13 protein-coding genes are annotated in these 15,627 nt (G+C 64.2%); 11 read left to right on the top strand and 2 right to left on the bottom strand.

Features of this window, described 5'->3' with window-relative positions:
* Positions 1–156: 156 nt before the first annotated feature.
* The gene (gene ccsA / locus P9M14_18515) at positions 157–1,455 is read right to left on the bottom strand and encodes a cytochrome c biogenesis protein CcsA (protein MDP8257744.1); all 1,299 of its coding nucleotides are present in this window, start codon (positions 1,453–1,455) and stop codon (positions 157–159) included.
* Positions 1,452–2,786, bottom strand: coding sequence for a cytochrome c biogenesis protein ResB (locus P9M14_18520; GenBank protein ID MDP8257745.1), 1,335 nt, complete (start codon positions 2,784–2,786; stop codon positions 1,452–1,454). The genes ccsA and P9M14_18520 overlap by 4 nt, the downstream gene beginning before the upstream one ends.
* 154 nt (positions 2,787–2,940) lie before the next feature.
* Here P9M14_18520 and P9M14_18525 point away from each other — a divergent pair, with 154 nt between their 5' ends.
* From P9M14_18525 to rpoZ, 11 genes are all read left to right on the top strand, one after another.
* Positions 2,941–3,441: a hypothetical protein gene (locus tag P9M14_18525; protein MDP8257746.1), complete on the top strand. Its 501-nt coding sequence runs from the start codon at positions 2,941–2,943 to the stop codon at positions 3,439–3,441.
* 9 nt (positions 3,442–3,450) lie between these two features.
* Positions 3,451–4,866: a hypothetical protein gene (locus P9M14_18530; GenBank protein MDP8257747.1), complete on the top strand. Its 1,416-nt coding sequence runs from the start codon at positions 3,451–3,453 to the stop codon at positions 4,864–4,866.
* 142 nt (positions 4,867–5,008) lie between these two features.
* Entirely contained in the window at positions 5,009–6,118 is a 1,110-nt protein-coding gene (locus P9M14_18535; GenBank protein ID MDP8257748.1) for a cytochrome c biogenesis protein/redoxin, read from the top strand.
* Positions 6,118–7,476, top strand: a complete 1,359-nt coding sequence (gene xseA / locus P9M14_18540; GenBank protein ID MDP8257749.1) for an exodeoxyribonuclease VII large subunit — start codon at positions 6,118–6,120, stop codon at positions 7,474–7,476. The genes P9M14_18535 and xseA overlap by 1 nt, the downstream gene beginning before the upstream one ends.
* Before the next feature lie 78 nt (positions 7,477–7,554).
* Positions 7,555–7,800: an exodeoxyribonuclease VII small subunit gene (gene xseB / locus P9M14_18545; GenBank protein ID MDP8257750.1), complete on the top strand. Its 246-nt coding sequence runs from the start codon at positions 7,555–7,557 to the stop codon at positions 7,798–7,800.
* A gap of 10 nt (positions 7,801–7,810) precedes the next feature.
* Positions 7,811–9,730 (top strand): 1-deoxy-D-xylulose-5-phosphate synthase, encoded by a 1,920-nt coding sequence (gene dxs / locus P9M14_18550; protein ID MDP8257751.1) that lies wholly within the window; start codon positions 7,811–7,813, stop codon positions 9,728–9,730.
* A 233-nt stretch (positions 9,731–9,963) separates the two neighbouring features.
* Positions 9,964–10,710 (top strand): TlyA family RNA methyltransferase, encoded by a 747-nt coding sequence (locus P9M14_18555; GenBank protein ID MDP8257752.1) that lies wholly within the window; start codon positions 9,964–9,966, stop codon positions 10,708–10,710.
* On the top strand, positions 10,707–11,834 hold the full coding sequence (locus tag P9M14_18560) for a metallophosphoesterase (protein ID MDP8257753.1): 1,128 nt from the start codon (positions 10,707–10,709) through the stop codon (positions 11,832–11,834). The genes P9M14_18555 and P9M14_18560 overlap by 4 nt, the downstream gene beginning before the upstream one ends.
* A complete protein-coding gene (locus tag P9M14_18565) occupies positions 11,831–13,990 on the top strand; it encodes an AAA family ATPase (GenBank protein ID MDP8257754.1) in 2,160 nt (719 codons plus the stop codon). Before P9M14_18560 ends, P9M14_18565 begins: the two co-directional genes overlap by 4 nt.
* Before the next feature lie 22 nt (positions 13,991–14,012).
* A complete protein-coding gene (locus P9M14_18570; protein ID MDP8257755.1) occupies positions 14,013–15,413 on the top strand; it encodes a DUF4340 domain-containing protein in 1,401 nt (466 codons plus the stop codon).
* A complete protein-coding gene (gene rpoZ, locus P9M14_18575) occupies positions 15,394–15,618 on the top strand; it encodes a DNA-directed RNA polymerase subunit omega (GenBank protein ID MDP8257756.1) in 225 nt (74 codons plus the stop codon). Before P9M14_18570 ends, rpoZ begins: the two co-directional genes overlap by 20 nt.
* Positions 15,619–15,627 lie beyond the last annotated feature (9 nt).

Genomic DNA, 15,627 nt, shown 5'->3' on the forward strand with positions numbered 1-15,627 from the left:
AGTTTATGAAAACCCTGAGGCAATGCGCCGCTCGCCCCACACACAAAGATCGATTTCTCGATCTTTACCCCCTCTCCCCAACATCTTCCTACGCGGGGAGGCTCGTGGCGCTGCGACCAGCGTGCTTTGCGAGTTTTGTGGCGGCTCGAAGCCGCCCTAGGCGTAGGCGTGCAGACCGGCGATCAGCAGGTTGACCCCAAGGTAGGTGAAGAGCACCGAGAGGAAGCCGATAATCGAGATATAGGCCGTGCGTACGCCGGTCCAGCCCTGGGTTACGCGGGTGTGCAGATAGATGGCGTAGATCAGCCATGTGATCAGGCTCGAGGTCTCTTTGGGGTCCCACGACCAGTAGGTGCCCCAGGCCACGTTGGCCCAGACCGCGCCGGTGACGATCACCAACGTCATGATCGGAAACGCCACGACCACCGCGCGATACGAGAGCATGTCCAGCCGCTGGGCGTCGGGCAGCGCCTCTCGCAGACCGTTGCTCGACAGCTTGAGCACAAAGACCAGCACCACGGCCAGCCAGCCCACCAGCAGCATCGCCAGGCGGTAGGGGTTGCCCGACATGCCCACGTCGTTGCGGCTGTTCAGCACGTAGACATAGACTGCCGCGGCAGCGCTCAGGGCGATCAGCGCCAGGCCCAGCACGCCCCAGCCCACGCGCTCGGAGCGCTGGTCGTTGTCAAAGGCGCGGCTGACGCCGAAAGCAGCCGCCGCAAACAGGAACAGGGCGAACGCCCCGAGCAACCAGGGCCCGGGCGCGTGGATCGGCACCCAGCGCTCGGAGACCATGGCCAACTCTCCGGGCATGGCGATCAGGCTGTTGGCGGGCATGCAGATCCCCTGGCCCGAGCGGTCGAAGATCTCGAGGCTGCTGGCCATGGCGGCCACTGCCGCGCCGACCAACGATGTGGTCAGGCCGAAGCCCACAAGCCGGGTGCGCACCTTATAGAGATAGAGCAGCGAAAATCCGAAAGCCACCAGAAACGCGGCATAGCCGATGCCCGCGGTGGCCACGTGGATGTGCAGCCAGACGCTTTGCAGCGCAGGCATCAGCGGCCTGACTCCGTGGCCGGGTTGCAGGCTGGCCACGCCCATGGCCACGAACGCCAGGGGAATCACGAACGCCCCGGCCACGCGGACCTTATGGCGCCACTCCACCACCAGGTAGACCAGCACGATCCCCCAGGCGAAGAACACCAGCGATTCGTACATATTGGTGAACGGCGGGTGGTCCCAGCCCATTGAGATCCAGCGCAGGGCCAGGCCCACGGTCTGGGCCGTCACTCCGGCTGCGGCCGCCCCCACACCCAGCAGCCACGACCAGCGGCTGCGGCGGGCGAGGTGGATCACGTAGGCCACTGTTGAGAGCAGGTAGGCCGCGGCCGCGAAGTTGAAAAACTGGATCGAGGGGCCCAAAAGCTGCGGGTGGGATAGCAGGTCGAGATTCATGCCTTTAGCTCCGCGGCCAGTTGCTCGAGTTTTTGAGCCATGGTGTCCTGGTACTTGTTCGATCGGCCGGTGAGATACAACTTGTTTCCCTCCAGCCGGGCGTAGTAGTGACGGTGCGGCACGCCAAAGACGATCAACAGGCCGACCATGAACAGCACGAAGCTCAGGTAGACCACTGAAACTCCCGGGTCGTAGCCGACCTCGAGCCCGGTGTATTGCACCGAACGCGGCGTGATCGAGGTCCGCGCGTCAGGTCGGTCGGCGTCGTGTTCCGGGTAGTGAAACAGCAGCAGCGCGCGCTCGACGAACCCGTCGGGATGTTGCAGCGCCAGCTCCAGGCGCGGCCCGTAGAGCGGATCCTCGCGAAACGACAGCGGCACCAGCACCAGCGGCGAGTCGGGCACGGCCAGCGGGCCGTGAGCCTCGGACTCGAACGAGACCTGGTAGGTGCGGCCGCTGGCCTTGTCCTCGATCTGCAGCAGGGTCGTATTGCCGTAATTGTTCTGGTACAGGGTGAAGCCGTTGGGCGCCTTGTAGGGCCGGTTGACCTCGACCATCGTCCTTTCCGGCGGCTCGCCGGGACGCTCGATCAGCAGATGCGAGAGGTAGTCGCTGACCTCCTGGGTCCCGGGGTAGAGATTGATTTTGAAGCTTTCACAGCTGACTTTGAATCCCAGATCGATCGGTTCGCCGCTGTCGCGGTCGTAAAAGAACTCGGTCGATCCGCCCTCGGGCAGGTTGATCATCCCGCGCTGGCCGTAAAGCACGCCGATCATTGCGCCTACAGCCAAAACCAGCACCGCCAGATGAATCATGTACACGCCGAAGCGGCCCAGCCGTCCGCGCTCCACGGCATAGTAGACCGCGCTGTCTTGCTCGAGCTTGCGCAGCGTGCCGTGCCGCGCCAGCCGGGACTCCAGCCCCTCCAGCGCCGTCTGCCCCAGACGCACCTCGACCAGGTTGCTAAACGCGCCCTGCGCAGTGCGGTCGAGCTTGAGCATCGGCGCGCGAAGCGAGCGCAGCAGCTTGGTCAGCCGATCAATGGAGCAGGCGATGATATTGACCAGCATCAACACGATCAGCGTCACGAACGGCAGCGAGCGGAACACGTCGTAAGGATTGAGGTAATTGGCGATTGCCAGCGCCAGGGGCATTTGGTCGCCGCCGGCCTGCAGCGTCTGGCGGTAATCCATTGCCGCTTGCTCGAACAGCTCGCCGTGGGGCACCCAGATCATTCCCGGCCGCTGGGGAATGAGCACGCCGACCAGGCACATCGCCGTGAAGATCAACAGCAACCAGACCGAGAGCTTAAGTGATGACAATACCTTCAACGGCGGCGGTCTCCATCCCCTCGGGGGTCGTTTTTAACGACTGTCATAGGCGTAATAATCAGCATACCGAGTTCGCGTATCTAACCTTAAAGGTGGACTGTCGTCAATCACCTGGATTATCCTCTGGGACAGACCGTCCATTGTAGGGAGTCCGATGAGCAGCACGACCAAAAATCGATCGCGCCGCATCCTGCCCAGGCCCGGCCGGCTGTTGCGACTGCTGCTGATCAGCGTGATCATCGTGGGGATGCTGTTGATGGTCTCGGTGATGCTGCCTTTCGACTGGGTGCTTCAGGCCTACTTGTGGTATAAAGACGGGATAATCGAGCGCGACACAGACAACAACGGGGTCGTAGACTACCTGGAGACCTGGAGCAACGGCGAGCTGATCTCGTCGCAATGGGATACTGACAACGACGGACGTTTCGACACCTTCGCCACCTACCAGGACGATAAGGTGGTCATCTTTGAGATAGACTTTAACCGCGACGGGCGGATAGATTACAGGGAATATCGAGACGATCGAGGCGATGCGCGATATCAAATCGACAAGGATTACGACGGAGTATTCGAAACCGACGAAGGCTCCCTCCAATCCGATGCGCTCGACCTCGGCGGTTTGGCGCTTCCCCGAACCGGGGACTTGCTTCAGTAAGGGATGATCATGGGACAGCTCAAGAACCCCAAGGAAAACATCAAGAGCCTTACCGATCACGTTGATAAAGAGATCGAGGCCGACATCAGAAAGCTCAAGCGGACCAGTTCAGCGTTGGCGCTGATGGGCACCGTCGTGGTCCTGCTGATCGTCGCCTTGCTGATCTACACCATCAACCGCAACGATCGGCTCAACCTGAGCAATCCGCTGGTTGTCGTGGCGGCCAAGGCCGACTGCTACGAGTCGCCCGATCCCGAGAGCGAAAAGGTCCAGACTTTCCAGGCCGGAGACGAGCTGCTGGCGCGGGACTACGACCAGGGCTGGTACAGGGTCAATAAGCTCAACGGCGAGGGTACGGCCGAACAGGTCGGCGGCTGGGTGCGCGAGGACAACATTATCACGCGCGAACTACACGACCTGCGCGTGCAGACGATCCAGCACATGGGCTCGCCGATCAAAATCCTCAACGAGCGCATCTCCTACGATCCCACGACCGGCGGCGATTTCGAGCTTCGGGGCACGTTCCGCAATATAATCGCCCTGCCGCTGGACCACGTGCGCCTGCTGGTCTCGTTCTCGCAGCGCCGGGGCGACGAGCGCCAAAACGAGGGCCCGTTGCAGCTGCCCGCCGACGTCACCGATGACGGCCGCGAGGCCGAGGAATTCGACGAGGTCGCGCACAAGCCGGGCACCGGCGCCGAGAAGGAAATCCCCACGATGATCACACGCGAGGAGGATTTCTTCATCGACAATCAGCTGCCGGCGCAGGGCTCCGAGCCGTTCGTGTTCCAAGCCCAGATCGAGGACGGCAACATCGAGTTCAAACGTTGGGACGTCCAACTGGACAACTACCCGGTCCAGCTGACCTATGTCGACAACGACTTGGTCTACGACGACACCGGCTACTTCAAACTGCACTACACCCTGAGCAACCGCACCGACCTGCCGCTGTCGAACATCCGGGTCAAGGTGGTGTTCGAAGACCCGGAGACCAATACGCTCTACGTCTACTCCCAGCGCGTGTGCCAAACCATCGGGTTGAAAAAGGGAGTCGATCGCAGCTTCGACTTCGAGGGGCTGGTCGAGCGGACCGAGGACGAACAGCTCGCCGAATCCCCGCTGGTCTGGAAGGGCGTGCGCGTGCTGGCCGAACCGATCGAGATCTACGATCCGCGCTGGCTCGCCGACGAGATCGGCAACTTCACGCTGTTCGCCAAACTGCGCAACAACACCAACCTCCCGGTGCAGAACGTCAGGGTCAAGGTCAACTTCTTCGACCAGAACCGCGAGCTGGTGGACTACAAGTCCTCGTACTTCGCCACCAACAAGCCGCTGGTCTTCGGCGAGCCGCAGGAGATCGTGTTCCGCGGCACCTTCACCCGCAACTACCGTTACAAGTCACTGCGGGTCGAGGGCTTCAAATAGGCGGCTGCCCCAAACAGCTCAACTTCGGGTCGGCTGCAAGGTCGGCCCGTTTTCGCTCTATGTGGCATCATGGCTTGGAAACGGCACGGCCGTTGGATGACAATTCTCGCTTTGGCAACCAAGCTGATCGGAGAAAATAGTCGTGCAAAGTGTGATCGATTACTTCCTGGACCTACAGCACATCTCGAGCCTGGGCGTGTTCACCGTTGGCATCCTGAGCTTTTTCACGCCCTGCGTACTGCCGCTGGTTTTCAGCTACCTGACCTTCATCTCCGGGGTAAGCTTCGACGAGCTGACCGCCGAACGACGATCGGGCGGAACCCTGGGCAAGGTGCTGCTGAACACCGTGCTGTTCATCCTGGGCTTCTCGGTTGTATTCCTGATCGTCGGCGGACTGGCCGGCGCCCTGGGCGAGCTGATCCGGCAATACCAGGCGGCGATCTACATCATCGCCGCGGCGCTGGTGGTCGTGCTGGCGCTGCATATCATGGGCGCGTTCAAGCTTAAATTCCTGATGACCGAACACCGGATTCAGGTGCAAAACAAGGTGCTGGGACCGATCGGCTCGTTCATCGTGGGCTTCACCTTCGCCTTTGCGCTGAGCCCCTGCCTCTCGGGGATCGTGATCGCAATCATCCCGCTGGCCGTGACCGAGGAGAGCTTCATCGGCGGCCTGACCACGATGGCGATCTTCTCCGCGGGCCTGGGCATGCCGTTTCTGCTCACCGCGCTGTTCGTCAATCAGGCGATGAAGTTCTTCGGCAAAATGCGCACGCACTACCGCGCGGTGGAAATCGTCAGCGGCCTGATCCTGATCCTGCTCGCCGCCTATTTGGCGCTGACCGGCATCAAGGCCATGGGCCAGATCGAGTTCCAGGATCTGGAGGGCAAACGCGTGGTGCAGTCGGACTATCGCGGCGATCCGCTGCTGATGGTGTTCTTTGCCTCGTACTGCGCACCGTGCATCAACGAGGTGCCCGAGCTCAACCGGCTGCACGCCGAATACGGCCCGCAGGGGCTGCAGGTTGTGGGCGTGAACTACAACGAGGACGCGTCGATCGCCGAGGGGTTCCGCGAGGAGCACGGCGTGGGCTATCCGGTGCTGCTCTCGGGCGAGGAGGGATTGCCCGCGATGGGCGGCTCCTCCCTGCCCTTCCTGGTGCTGATCGACGAACGCGGCAGGACCGTGGGTACGGCCAGTCGGGCCGAGGAACGCAAGAAGTTGATCGAGCAAATTCCCGACCTGTTGTAATGGAATATTTCCCGGGTTCCGAGCGCTCGCAGCCGTTGCCGGTGGCCCAGCTGGTGGCGCTGGTGCGCCGCGGCCTGGAACAGACCTTCGACGACGTGGCGGTCCAGGGCGAGATCCGCGACCTGCGGCGTCCGGCCTCGGGCCACTGCTACTTCACCCTCGCCGGCGAGGGCGCCCAGATCCGCTGCGTGCTGTTCCGCAGCCGCGCGCGGCTGCTGCGCTTTGAGCCGGGCGACGGCCAGAGCGTAATCGTGCGCGGCCAGGTTACGGTCTACGACGCGCGCGGCGATTTGCAGATTTTGGCCGAATACATCGAGCCCACGGGCGTGGGCGCGATGATGCTCGCGCTGGAGCAACTCAAGGCCCGGCTGTCGGCCGAAGGGCTGTTCGACGCCGATCGTAAGCAACCGATCCCCGATCTGCCCCAGGCCGTGGGCGTGGTGACCAGTGCCACGGGCGCGGCGATCCGCGACATTCTGAACACCATCGAGTCGCGCTTTCCCGGGCTTCCGGTTGTTCTCAGCCCGACGCTGGTTCAGGGCCAGGGCGCGGCCGAGCAGATCGCCGGGGCGCTTCAGCGACTGGTCGATCATGCACCGGAGGTCGAGGTGATAATCGTCGGCCGCGGCGGCGGCAGCTTCGAAGATCTGTTCGCGTTTAACGAGGAGTCGGTGGTGCGGGCCATCGCGCGTTGCCCGCTGCCGGTGATCTCGGCCGTGGGGCACGAGATCGACTGGACCCTGAGCGACCTGGTGGCGGACGAACGTGCGGCCACGCCCACTGCCGCGGCCCAACGCGCGGTTGCAAACCGCGCAGAGGTCGAGGAATCGATCGAAAATTCGCGATCACGCGCCTATGATCGCCTGCGCGGGATGATCGACGGACAACGCGACGCGGTAAACGCGCTGAGCTCGCGGCTGCTCGACCCGCGCAAGCTGGTGCAACGCACCTCTCAACGTCTCGACGACCTGGGGGCGTTGATCGAATCGGCGATGCGCGGCCGGGTTCAGCGCCTGGACGAGCGCTGCAGCGGAATGTCCGCACGCGTCGCGGCCTCGTCGCCGGACCGCCGAACGCGCAGCGTGGCGCTGTTGGTGCAGGCGCGTTTCCAACGGCTGATCCGCGCGGCACAAGTTCGCATCGAGCGCCAGTCCGCGCTGCGCAGCAGCCTTGATTCGCGCTTGCAAGCGGCCGGACCGCCGGCGGTTATCAAGCGCGGCTACGCCCTGGTGCGCGGGCCGGACGGCAAGCCGCTACGCGACGCGTCCGCGCTGCGTGTCGGCGACGCGGTGCACGTCTCCCTGGCGCGCGGCGCGTTCGGCGCATTGGTTCAAGACGTGGAGGTCGACGATAACTGATCCGGTGACGGCCGTTTGCGCGGCCGCGGATCGGCACAGTATATTTGCCGTGCAACCAACGGCGGCGGGGGCTGTCTGATGAAGAAGAACAATCAAGATCAGGAACGGCTGGCCGACCAGATCGCCCGGCTGGAACAGATCGTGGAAAAACTCGAGGACGACGAGATCGACATCGAGGAGGCAATGGCCGCGTTTGAGGAGGGTGTCAAACTCTCACGGCGCTGCCTTGACAAGCTCGATCTGATCTCAAAACGCGTTGAACAGCTGGTGAAAACCGAAAACGGCGTGGAACGCCGGCCACTGGACCCGGAACCCGAACAATAGAGACCGATCGATGAACCTGCTCGAACGCATCAAAAGCCCGCGCGAGCTCAAGCTGATTCCCGAGGAACGGCTGCCCGAGCTGGCCGAGGAGATCAGAGAGCTGATCGTCCAGACCGTCAGCCGCACCGGCGGGCACCTGGCCTCCAACCTGGGCGTGGTCGAGCTGACATTGGCGATCCACTACGTTTTCGACGCGCCTCACGACCGGCTGATCTGGGACGTGGGGCACCAGGCCTACACCCACAAGCTGCTCACCGGACGCGCCGAACGCTTCGGCACCCTGCGCAAACACGACGGGCTCTCGGGTTTCCCGCATCGCGATGAGAGCGAGTACGACCTGTTCACCGTGGGCCACAGCGGCACCTCGATTTCCGTAGGCCTGGGGCTGAACGAGGCGCTCAAGCTCGCCGGACGCGGCGAGGACGTGGTGAGCGTGATCGGCGACGGCTCGATGACCGCGGGGCTGGCCTTCGAGGGGCTGAACCAGGCCGGGCACCTGGGCCGTCGAATCATCATCGTGCTCAACGACAACGAGATGAGCATCAGCCCCAACGTCGGCGCGCTGCAAAGCTACATCTCGCGCAAGATGTCCGGCCCGTTCTATACGCGCATCCGCCGACGGCTCAAGGCGATGCTCAAAAACATTCCGGCCATTGGCGATGACGTGTTCCACATCTCGAAAAAGCTCGAGGATTCGTTCAAGGGCTTCATGACCCCCGGCCTGCTGTTCGAGGCGCTGGGCTTTGAGTACTTCGGCCCGATCGACGGCCACAACACCCACGACCTGATCGAGACTTTCCGCAACGTGCGGCACCTGGACAACCCGGTGCTGGTCCACGCGGTGACGCGCAAGGGCAAAGGCTACGCGCCGGCCGAGGCCGACCCCGCGCGCTACCACGGCATCGGACCGTTCGACCCGGCCAACGGCGAGCCGCGCTCCAAGCCCGGACCGCCGAGCTACACCCAGGTCTTTTCCGATGCAATCTGCGAGCTTGGCGCGCGCGACGAGCGGATCGTGGCAATAACCGCGGCCATGCCCCAGGGCACGGGCCTGGAGCTTTTCTCCCAGCGCTTTCCACGCCGGACCTACGACGTGGGGATCGCCGAGCAGCACGGCATCTGCTTTGCCGCCGGGCTGGCGCGGGCCGGGCTGCGTCCGGTGGCCGCGATCTACTCGACCTTTTTACAGCGCGCCTACGACCAGGTCGTGCACGACGTTTGTTTGCAAAACCTGCCGGTGGTCTTTGCCGTTGACCGCGGCGGCCTGGTCGGCGCCGATGGCCCCACGCACCACGGCGCGTTCGACCTCTCGTACCTGCGGCACATCCCGAACATAACGCTGATGGCGCCCAAGGACGAAGAGGAGCTGCGGCATATGCTCTACACCGCGCTGCAGCACGAAGGCCCGGTTGCGCTGCGCTACCCGCGCGGCGCAGGCATGGGCGTCAAGCCCAGTGCGCAGTTCAAAGCGCTGCCCATCGGACGCGGGGAGTGGCTGCGCCGCGGCCAAGACGCGGGCATCGTGGCCCTGGGCCCGCGCGCGCACCAAGCATTGGCCGTGGCCGAACGGTTGGCCGAACAAAACGTGGACTGCGCGGTGTTCAACGCACGCTTTGTCAAACCCCTGGACAGCGACGCGATCTGCGAGCTGGCGCGCTCCACCGGCCGACTGGTCACACTCGAGGACAACGCCTTGGCCGGAGGTTTTGGCAGCGCAGTACTCGAGCTGCTGGCCGACCAGGGGCTTTGCAACGTGCGGGTTACGCGGCTTGGAATCCCCGACCGCTTCATCGCGCACGGCGACGGCGAACAGCTCGCCCTTGACTGCGGCCTGGACGACGAACACCTGCTAAATGCGGTACTCGAGCTGGTCGAACGACCCCGCGATAAGGCTCGCCGCGACTCCTCCACTGGAAACAACGTAGCGTAACCCGCACCGGCCTTGCCCGTGAGCGCCAATCCGGGTTTAATCTGGTCCGCTATGACTCCTCGCGACAAGCCTGGATTATTCATGATGGTTCGTAGACGAGGCGTGCAAAATGCCGCAAGAACTAGAAAGCCGAGTCGATACGCCGCAGGCGTACCCGCTGTGGTACGTCGAGGATGGATCGGCGAGGATGACGCAGTTGTTGTGAGCAGATTGTGCGCAGCAGTAGAAGCTTCATGAATAATCCAGGCAAGGTCCGACTCGACGCGCTGCTCGTGGAACGCGGCCTGGCCCAGAGCCGCGCGCGCGCCGTTGCGCTGATCATGGCCGGTCGGATAATTGTCGGCGACAAGCGTTGCGACAAGCCCGGGACCGCCGTGGCCGCGAACGCGGCGTTGCGCCTGCGCGGCGATGACATCCCATTCGTCAGTCGCGGCGGACTCAAATTGCAGTCCGCGCTGGACGGCCTGGAGATCGACGTGACGGGGCTTGATTGCCTGGACGTGGGAATCAGCACCGGGGGCTTCAGCGACTGCGTGCTGCAACGCGGCGCAGCCCGGATCGTGGGCATCGACGTGGGGTACGGCCAGCTCGCGCAAAAGCTTCGCGACGATCCGCGCGTGACCGTGTTCGAGCGCACCAACGTGCGCAACTTCGATTCCTCACGCATGCCCTGGCCCGCGGACCTGGCGCTGATCGACGTCAGCTTCATCGGCCTGAGCCTGGTGCTGCCCGCCGTGCTGCGCTGCCTCAAGCCCGACGGACGCGTGCTGGCGATGATCAAACCGCAGTTCGAGGTCGGACGCGGACAGGTCGGCAAGGGCGGCGTGGTGCGCGACCCGGCCCTGCGTCAACAGGCTGTCGATGCGGTGCTCAGCGCAGCCGCCAAGCTCGGGCTGAAACCTCTGGGCCAGTTCGAGAGCACGGTGCCCGGACCCAAGGGCAACGTCGAGACCTTCGTGCTGCTGGGACGCATGCGATGAGCGTGCGCGTGCTGCACACCGCGGACCTGCACCTGGGCGCGAGCATGGTGCAGTTCGGCGAGTTCGCTGATCAGCGTCGCGATGATTTCGCGGCGACCTTCGAGCGCATCGTGGATCGCGCCATCGAGGGCCAGGCCGATATACTGGCGATCGCCGGCGACCTGTTCGACCGCAACGCCGCGCCGCAACGGGTGATCGAGCGCGTGCGCCGCGGCTGTGAGCGTCTTGAGGCCGCGGGAGTGGTCTGCGTGCTGGTCCCCGGCACCCATGACGGCGTGGACGCCTCCGACGCGATCTACCGCACGATCAACCTGCCCGGCGCAATCGTGCTGATGGACCCGCGCTGCGAATCGCCGGTCCCGCTGACCGTGCGCGACCAGCGGATCAACCTCTACGGCCTGGCCGCTCGTCCCGGCACGGAAAACCCGCTGTCGAGTATGGCCCGCCGCGATCTGCCCGGCCTGCACCTGGGTCTGCTGCACGCCACCCTGGTGCGTGCTCCGCAATGGCAGGTGCCCACGCGCGACGTGCCGGTAACCGCCGAACAGTTGGCCGATCTGGGCCTGGACTACGTGGCCCTGGGGCATTTACACCGCCAACAAACTGTGGAGCACGAGGGTCGGCTGGTGGCCGCCTACTGCGGCAGCCCCGAGGGCAAGGATTTCACCGAGAACGGGCCGCGCGCTTTTCTGTGGGTCGAACTCTCCGCCGGAGGGGCCCGGATCCAGAGCGAGAACTGCCAGACCAGGCAGCTCGCCGCGGTGGAGGTCGAACAAAGCGACGTCGAATCGCTGGACCAGGCCGTGGACGCGGCGGTCACAGCCTGCGGCGAGGCTTCGATCTGCCGCGTGACTCTGCGCGGCTCCCCTCCGCTCGAGCTCGATTTGGCCGGGCTGCGTCAGCGCCTGGAGGCGCGGCTGGACTACCTGGAACTGATCGACGATACGCTGAGCATCTCAACGCGCGAGCTGGAGCGGCTCGGGGCCGAGCGCACGGTGCGCGGCGCGTTCGTGCAACGCATGGCCCAGCGGCTGGAGTCCGCTGCGGACGATCAACAGCGCGAGCTGCTGACCCTGGCCACGCGGCTGGCGCTGGTCGAGTTCAAACGCGGGGACCAGACGTGAGACTGGTCAGCGTGCGCCTCGACGCCTTTGGCGCGCTGCGCGGCGCGCAGTACGAATTCGCGCCGGGGCTGAATCTGGTGCTGGGACCCAACGAATCGGGCAAGTCGACCATTGTCGAAGCGGTGTTCGGCGTGCTGTTCGGCTTCAAATCCAACCGCGAGCGATTTCTGCCCAGGCCCGGCGGCGGCGAATATCAGGCCGGTCTGGCCATCCAAAGCGCGGGCCGCTTGCTCGAGATCACGCGCGACTTTTCCAGCAACCAACTGCGTGTGATCGAACGCATCAACAACGAGGAACATTTACTACTGAACGAGAAGATCAGCCCCAGCGGCCGCTCGTCCGACCGCGAGCAATACCTGGACCTGCTGCAGCAGACCCTGGGATTGAGCGACCCACAGCTGTTTCGCGCCCTGGTGTTGATCGGCCAAGAGAAGCTGCTGGGCTCGTGGCAGGACGGCGCTTCGGGGATTCGCACGCTGTTGGCCGGCGCTGCCTCCCGCGGCAGCGACGAGGTGCTCGACGCGCTGGAACAGCAATACTTCGAGCTGACCTTGTTCGACGTCGAGGGCCGCAAACGGATGCGCAATCCGCGCAAAATCGAGCTGCTCCAATCCCAGATCGAGTCGCGACGCGAGGCGCTGGACCATGCGCAGCGTGCGTTGGACAAACGCCAGCAGTTGGGCGTGCAGCGTTCGCAAATGCGCGAACAGCTTGTCGCAAAGCGAACCGAGCTTGACTCCCACGAGCTGCTGGCCAAACGCGGGGCCGAGCTGTTGCGGCTGCAAAAGGATCTGGCGGAAACCGAGCGGCTGCACGCGGAACTCTACAAAGAGCGTTTGCAACTGGTCGACGCGCTCAACGATTTAGCCGCCACAAACGCGGCCCTGGCCGGGTTAAGCGACGTGACTGCGCTGAGCGCCGTGGATTTCGAATCGGCCGGCAAGCTGGCCGCGGACGCCCAGGCCATCGGCCGCGAACAACGCGGGCTCGACCGCATCGGCGAACAACTCGAGGCGATTAATCCTCAGCCTGCCCTCTCCGCCGCAATGGTCAGCGTTGCGACCGCAATCGGTGCGGGATTGGGCTTGGCCCTGCTCCCCTCGCCCTGGTCGTGGGTCGCTGCTATTGCATTGCTATGCGTTCCGGGAACACTGTGGGTCCGCCTGGTCGTGCTGCGCCGCTCGGCGCGCAACGCAACGCAACAACTCACCCAGAGTTTGTCACAGGCCCGTGAGGCGTGCGCAGAACTCGAAGCGCAGTACGAGCATGATCTCGAGGCGCTGCCCTCCGCGATCCGCCTTTCCCTCGACGATCTGAGCATCGTGCGCGCCCGCTATGAGCAGGCCCGCGATCTAACGCTTAAACGCGAGCAGGCCGCCGCGCTGGTTGCGGGACGCCCGGATGACGAACAGCTACAGCAGGCCCTGGCCAAGCTCGGCCGTGAGCTGGACGTGCACAAGGCTCGCATTGATTCGTTCGTCGCCCAAACCCCGCAGCTCAGCGGCGTGGATCAGCGCGCGGTGCTCCAAGCAGACCGCGATGCGGCCGCGTGCAGACAACGCATCGAGGAGTTTGAGCAGCAGTTGCGCTCGGTCGAGTCCGACTTCACAGTGGCCTCGGTGGGGCTGATTGATCGGCAGTCGGCCGAAGAAGAGATCGTCGAGCTCGACCAGCGTCTGGCACGGGACAAGCGACGCGCTCAGGCGCTGCTGCTGGCGCGCGAGGTGCTGGCCGAGGCAATTGAGGAGTTCCGCTCCCTGAGCGTGGCGCGCGTTGGCGAGGCCATCGGCAGCCGGTTCGAGCGCTGCACCGCCGGGCGCTATTGCGGCGTTGAGATGGACGAGCAGTTCAACCCTTTGCCGCTGCTGCGCGGTAAAGTGCAACTCGATGTCGAACAGCTCTCGGCCGGGGCCCGCGATCAGCTTTACCTCTGCGCCCGGCTGGCGGTGCTCGACGATCTATCGGGCGACGCGGGTCTGCCGCTGATCCTCGACGACCCGCTGGTGCACTGCGATCGCAAACGGCGGACCGCGCTGCTTGAGCTGTTGCGCGAGCTGGCCGACCGACAGCAGCTAATCGTGCTCAGCCACGACGAGTCGTTGGCCGAGCTCACGCCGGGGGCCAATCTAATCAGGCTCGGGACCGATCGACAATGATCTTTCGTCTTGCGGGAGAACTATGAAAATCAGAGTACTGATCGCGCTGATTGTGGTCGCGGCCCTGGCCGGACTGACCTACTACCTCTCGCAGCCCGCGGACGTGCAGCCCGAACCAACGCCCGTGCAGGGGCCCGAACGGCTGCTGTCGCTGGATCCCGAGGCTGTACGACACATCGAGATCGCGCGCGGCCAAAGCGCCATCGAGCTACAACTGAACGATGAGGAGCAGTGGCTTTTAGTCAAACCGGTCGCGGCTGCCGCGGACCAGACCGTGGTGCGCAGTCTGGTCAACACCCTGCGCTACATGGGGCGCCCCGAGCCGATAGTCGACGCGGGCGAGCTCGAGCAATTCGGCCTGGGCCAAGACGCCGCGGTTTTAACCCTGGACGACGGGCAAAGCTCGCAGAGCATCAGCTTCGGCGATCGCGCGCCACTGGACCGCGGGATCTACGTATTCAATCACAACGACCAGCGGGTCTACCTGGTGCCGCCGGAGTTCGAGCGCTACCTGGTCTACGGCGCGATTGACTTCCGCGACCGCCGGGTCTTCCCGGTGGCGCCCGACCAACTGGTCGAAATCAAGATCGAGCGCGGCCGCAGGCTGCTCGAGCGCTGTGTTCTGTCCAAGGCCGACGGCACCTGGCGGGTGGTCGAGCCCTTTCCCGCACTGGCCGATGGCGCGCGGCTGGTGTCGCTGGCCAACCTGCTGACCAGGTTGCAGGTCGAGCGCTATCTGGAACAAGACGAGGCGCGCCCCATGGAACGCGCTTTGCGCCGGCCCGACGCGCGGCTGAGCATATCGGCCACGGACGATGCGGGCCGGATCGTCGAGCTGCGGACGTCGCTGCTTATCCGGGATGATCAGATCATCGCCAGGCCCGAGGGCGCGGATCAGACCTACGCACTCAAAGCTGACGCGCTGGATAAAATCCTTGTCAACAGCGTCGAGTTGGCCGACAGAGGGCTGCTCTCACCCAACCTGGAGAGCGTGGAGCGCATCGACTTGCAATTCCCACAACAGTCAATTAGACTCTCGCGCTCCGAGGGGGAGTTCGTCAGCGAATCCGACGAATTCACTGTCGATCCGCATAAAGTGCGCTCCCTGCTCGACAGCTTGCAGTTGACCTCCTGGGCTGAACCGGTCGGACCGGCGGTAACGGCGCGCAGTCTGCGTCGAGTCGGTCTGAATCGTCCGGACCTGGAGGTCGTGCTGTACGACGCGGAGGGGAACGCCCTGGCGCACCTAAAGGTTGGACGGCCGCTACGCGGTCAACGCCGGGTGAGTCTAGGCGACCCGCCGTACATTTACCTGCTGCAACCCGACTCCCTGGCGGGCTTGGCAAGTTCGGTCGCGGACCTCGCTTTAATCGAGCGCGCTCCCGAGGCCACGGAGGAATCGCATGGCGAGAATAACGGTTGAAGATTGCCTGGAGCACGTCGATAACCGCTTCGCCCTGGTGGTGCTTGCGGCCCAACGGACCAAACAGATTCTCAGGGGCAGCCAGCCGCTGGTCGACGCCCCGGACAACAAAGAGATCGTTACTACTCTGCGAGAGATCGCGGCGGGCAAGGTTCGCTCCGCCGTTGATTTGGACACTATCGAAAAGGTCGCCGACGACCTGTAGAGGTTAGCC

The organism is Candidatus Alcyoniella australis (genome assembly GCA_030765605.1).
Classification (GTDB): Bacteria; Lernaellota; Lernaellaia; order JAVCCG01; family Alcyoniellaceae; genus Alcyoniella; species Alcyoniella australis.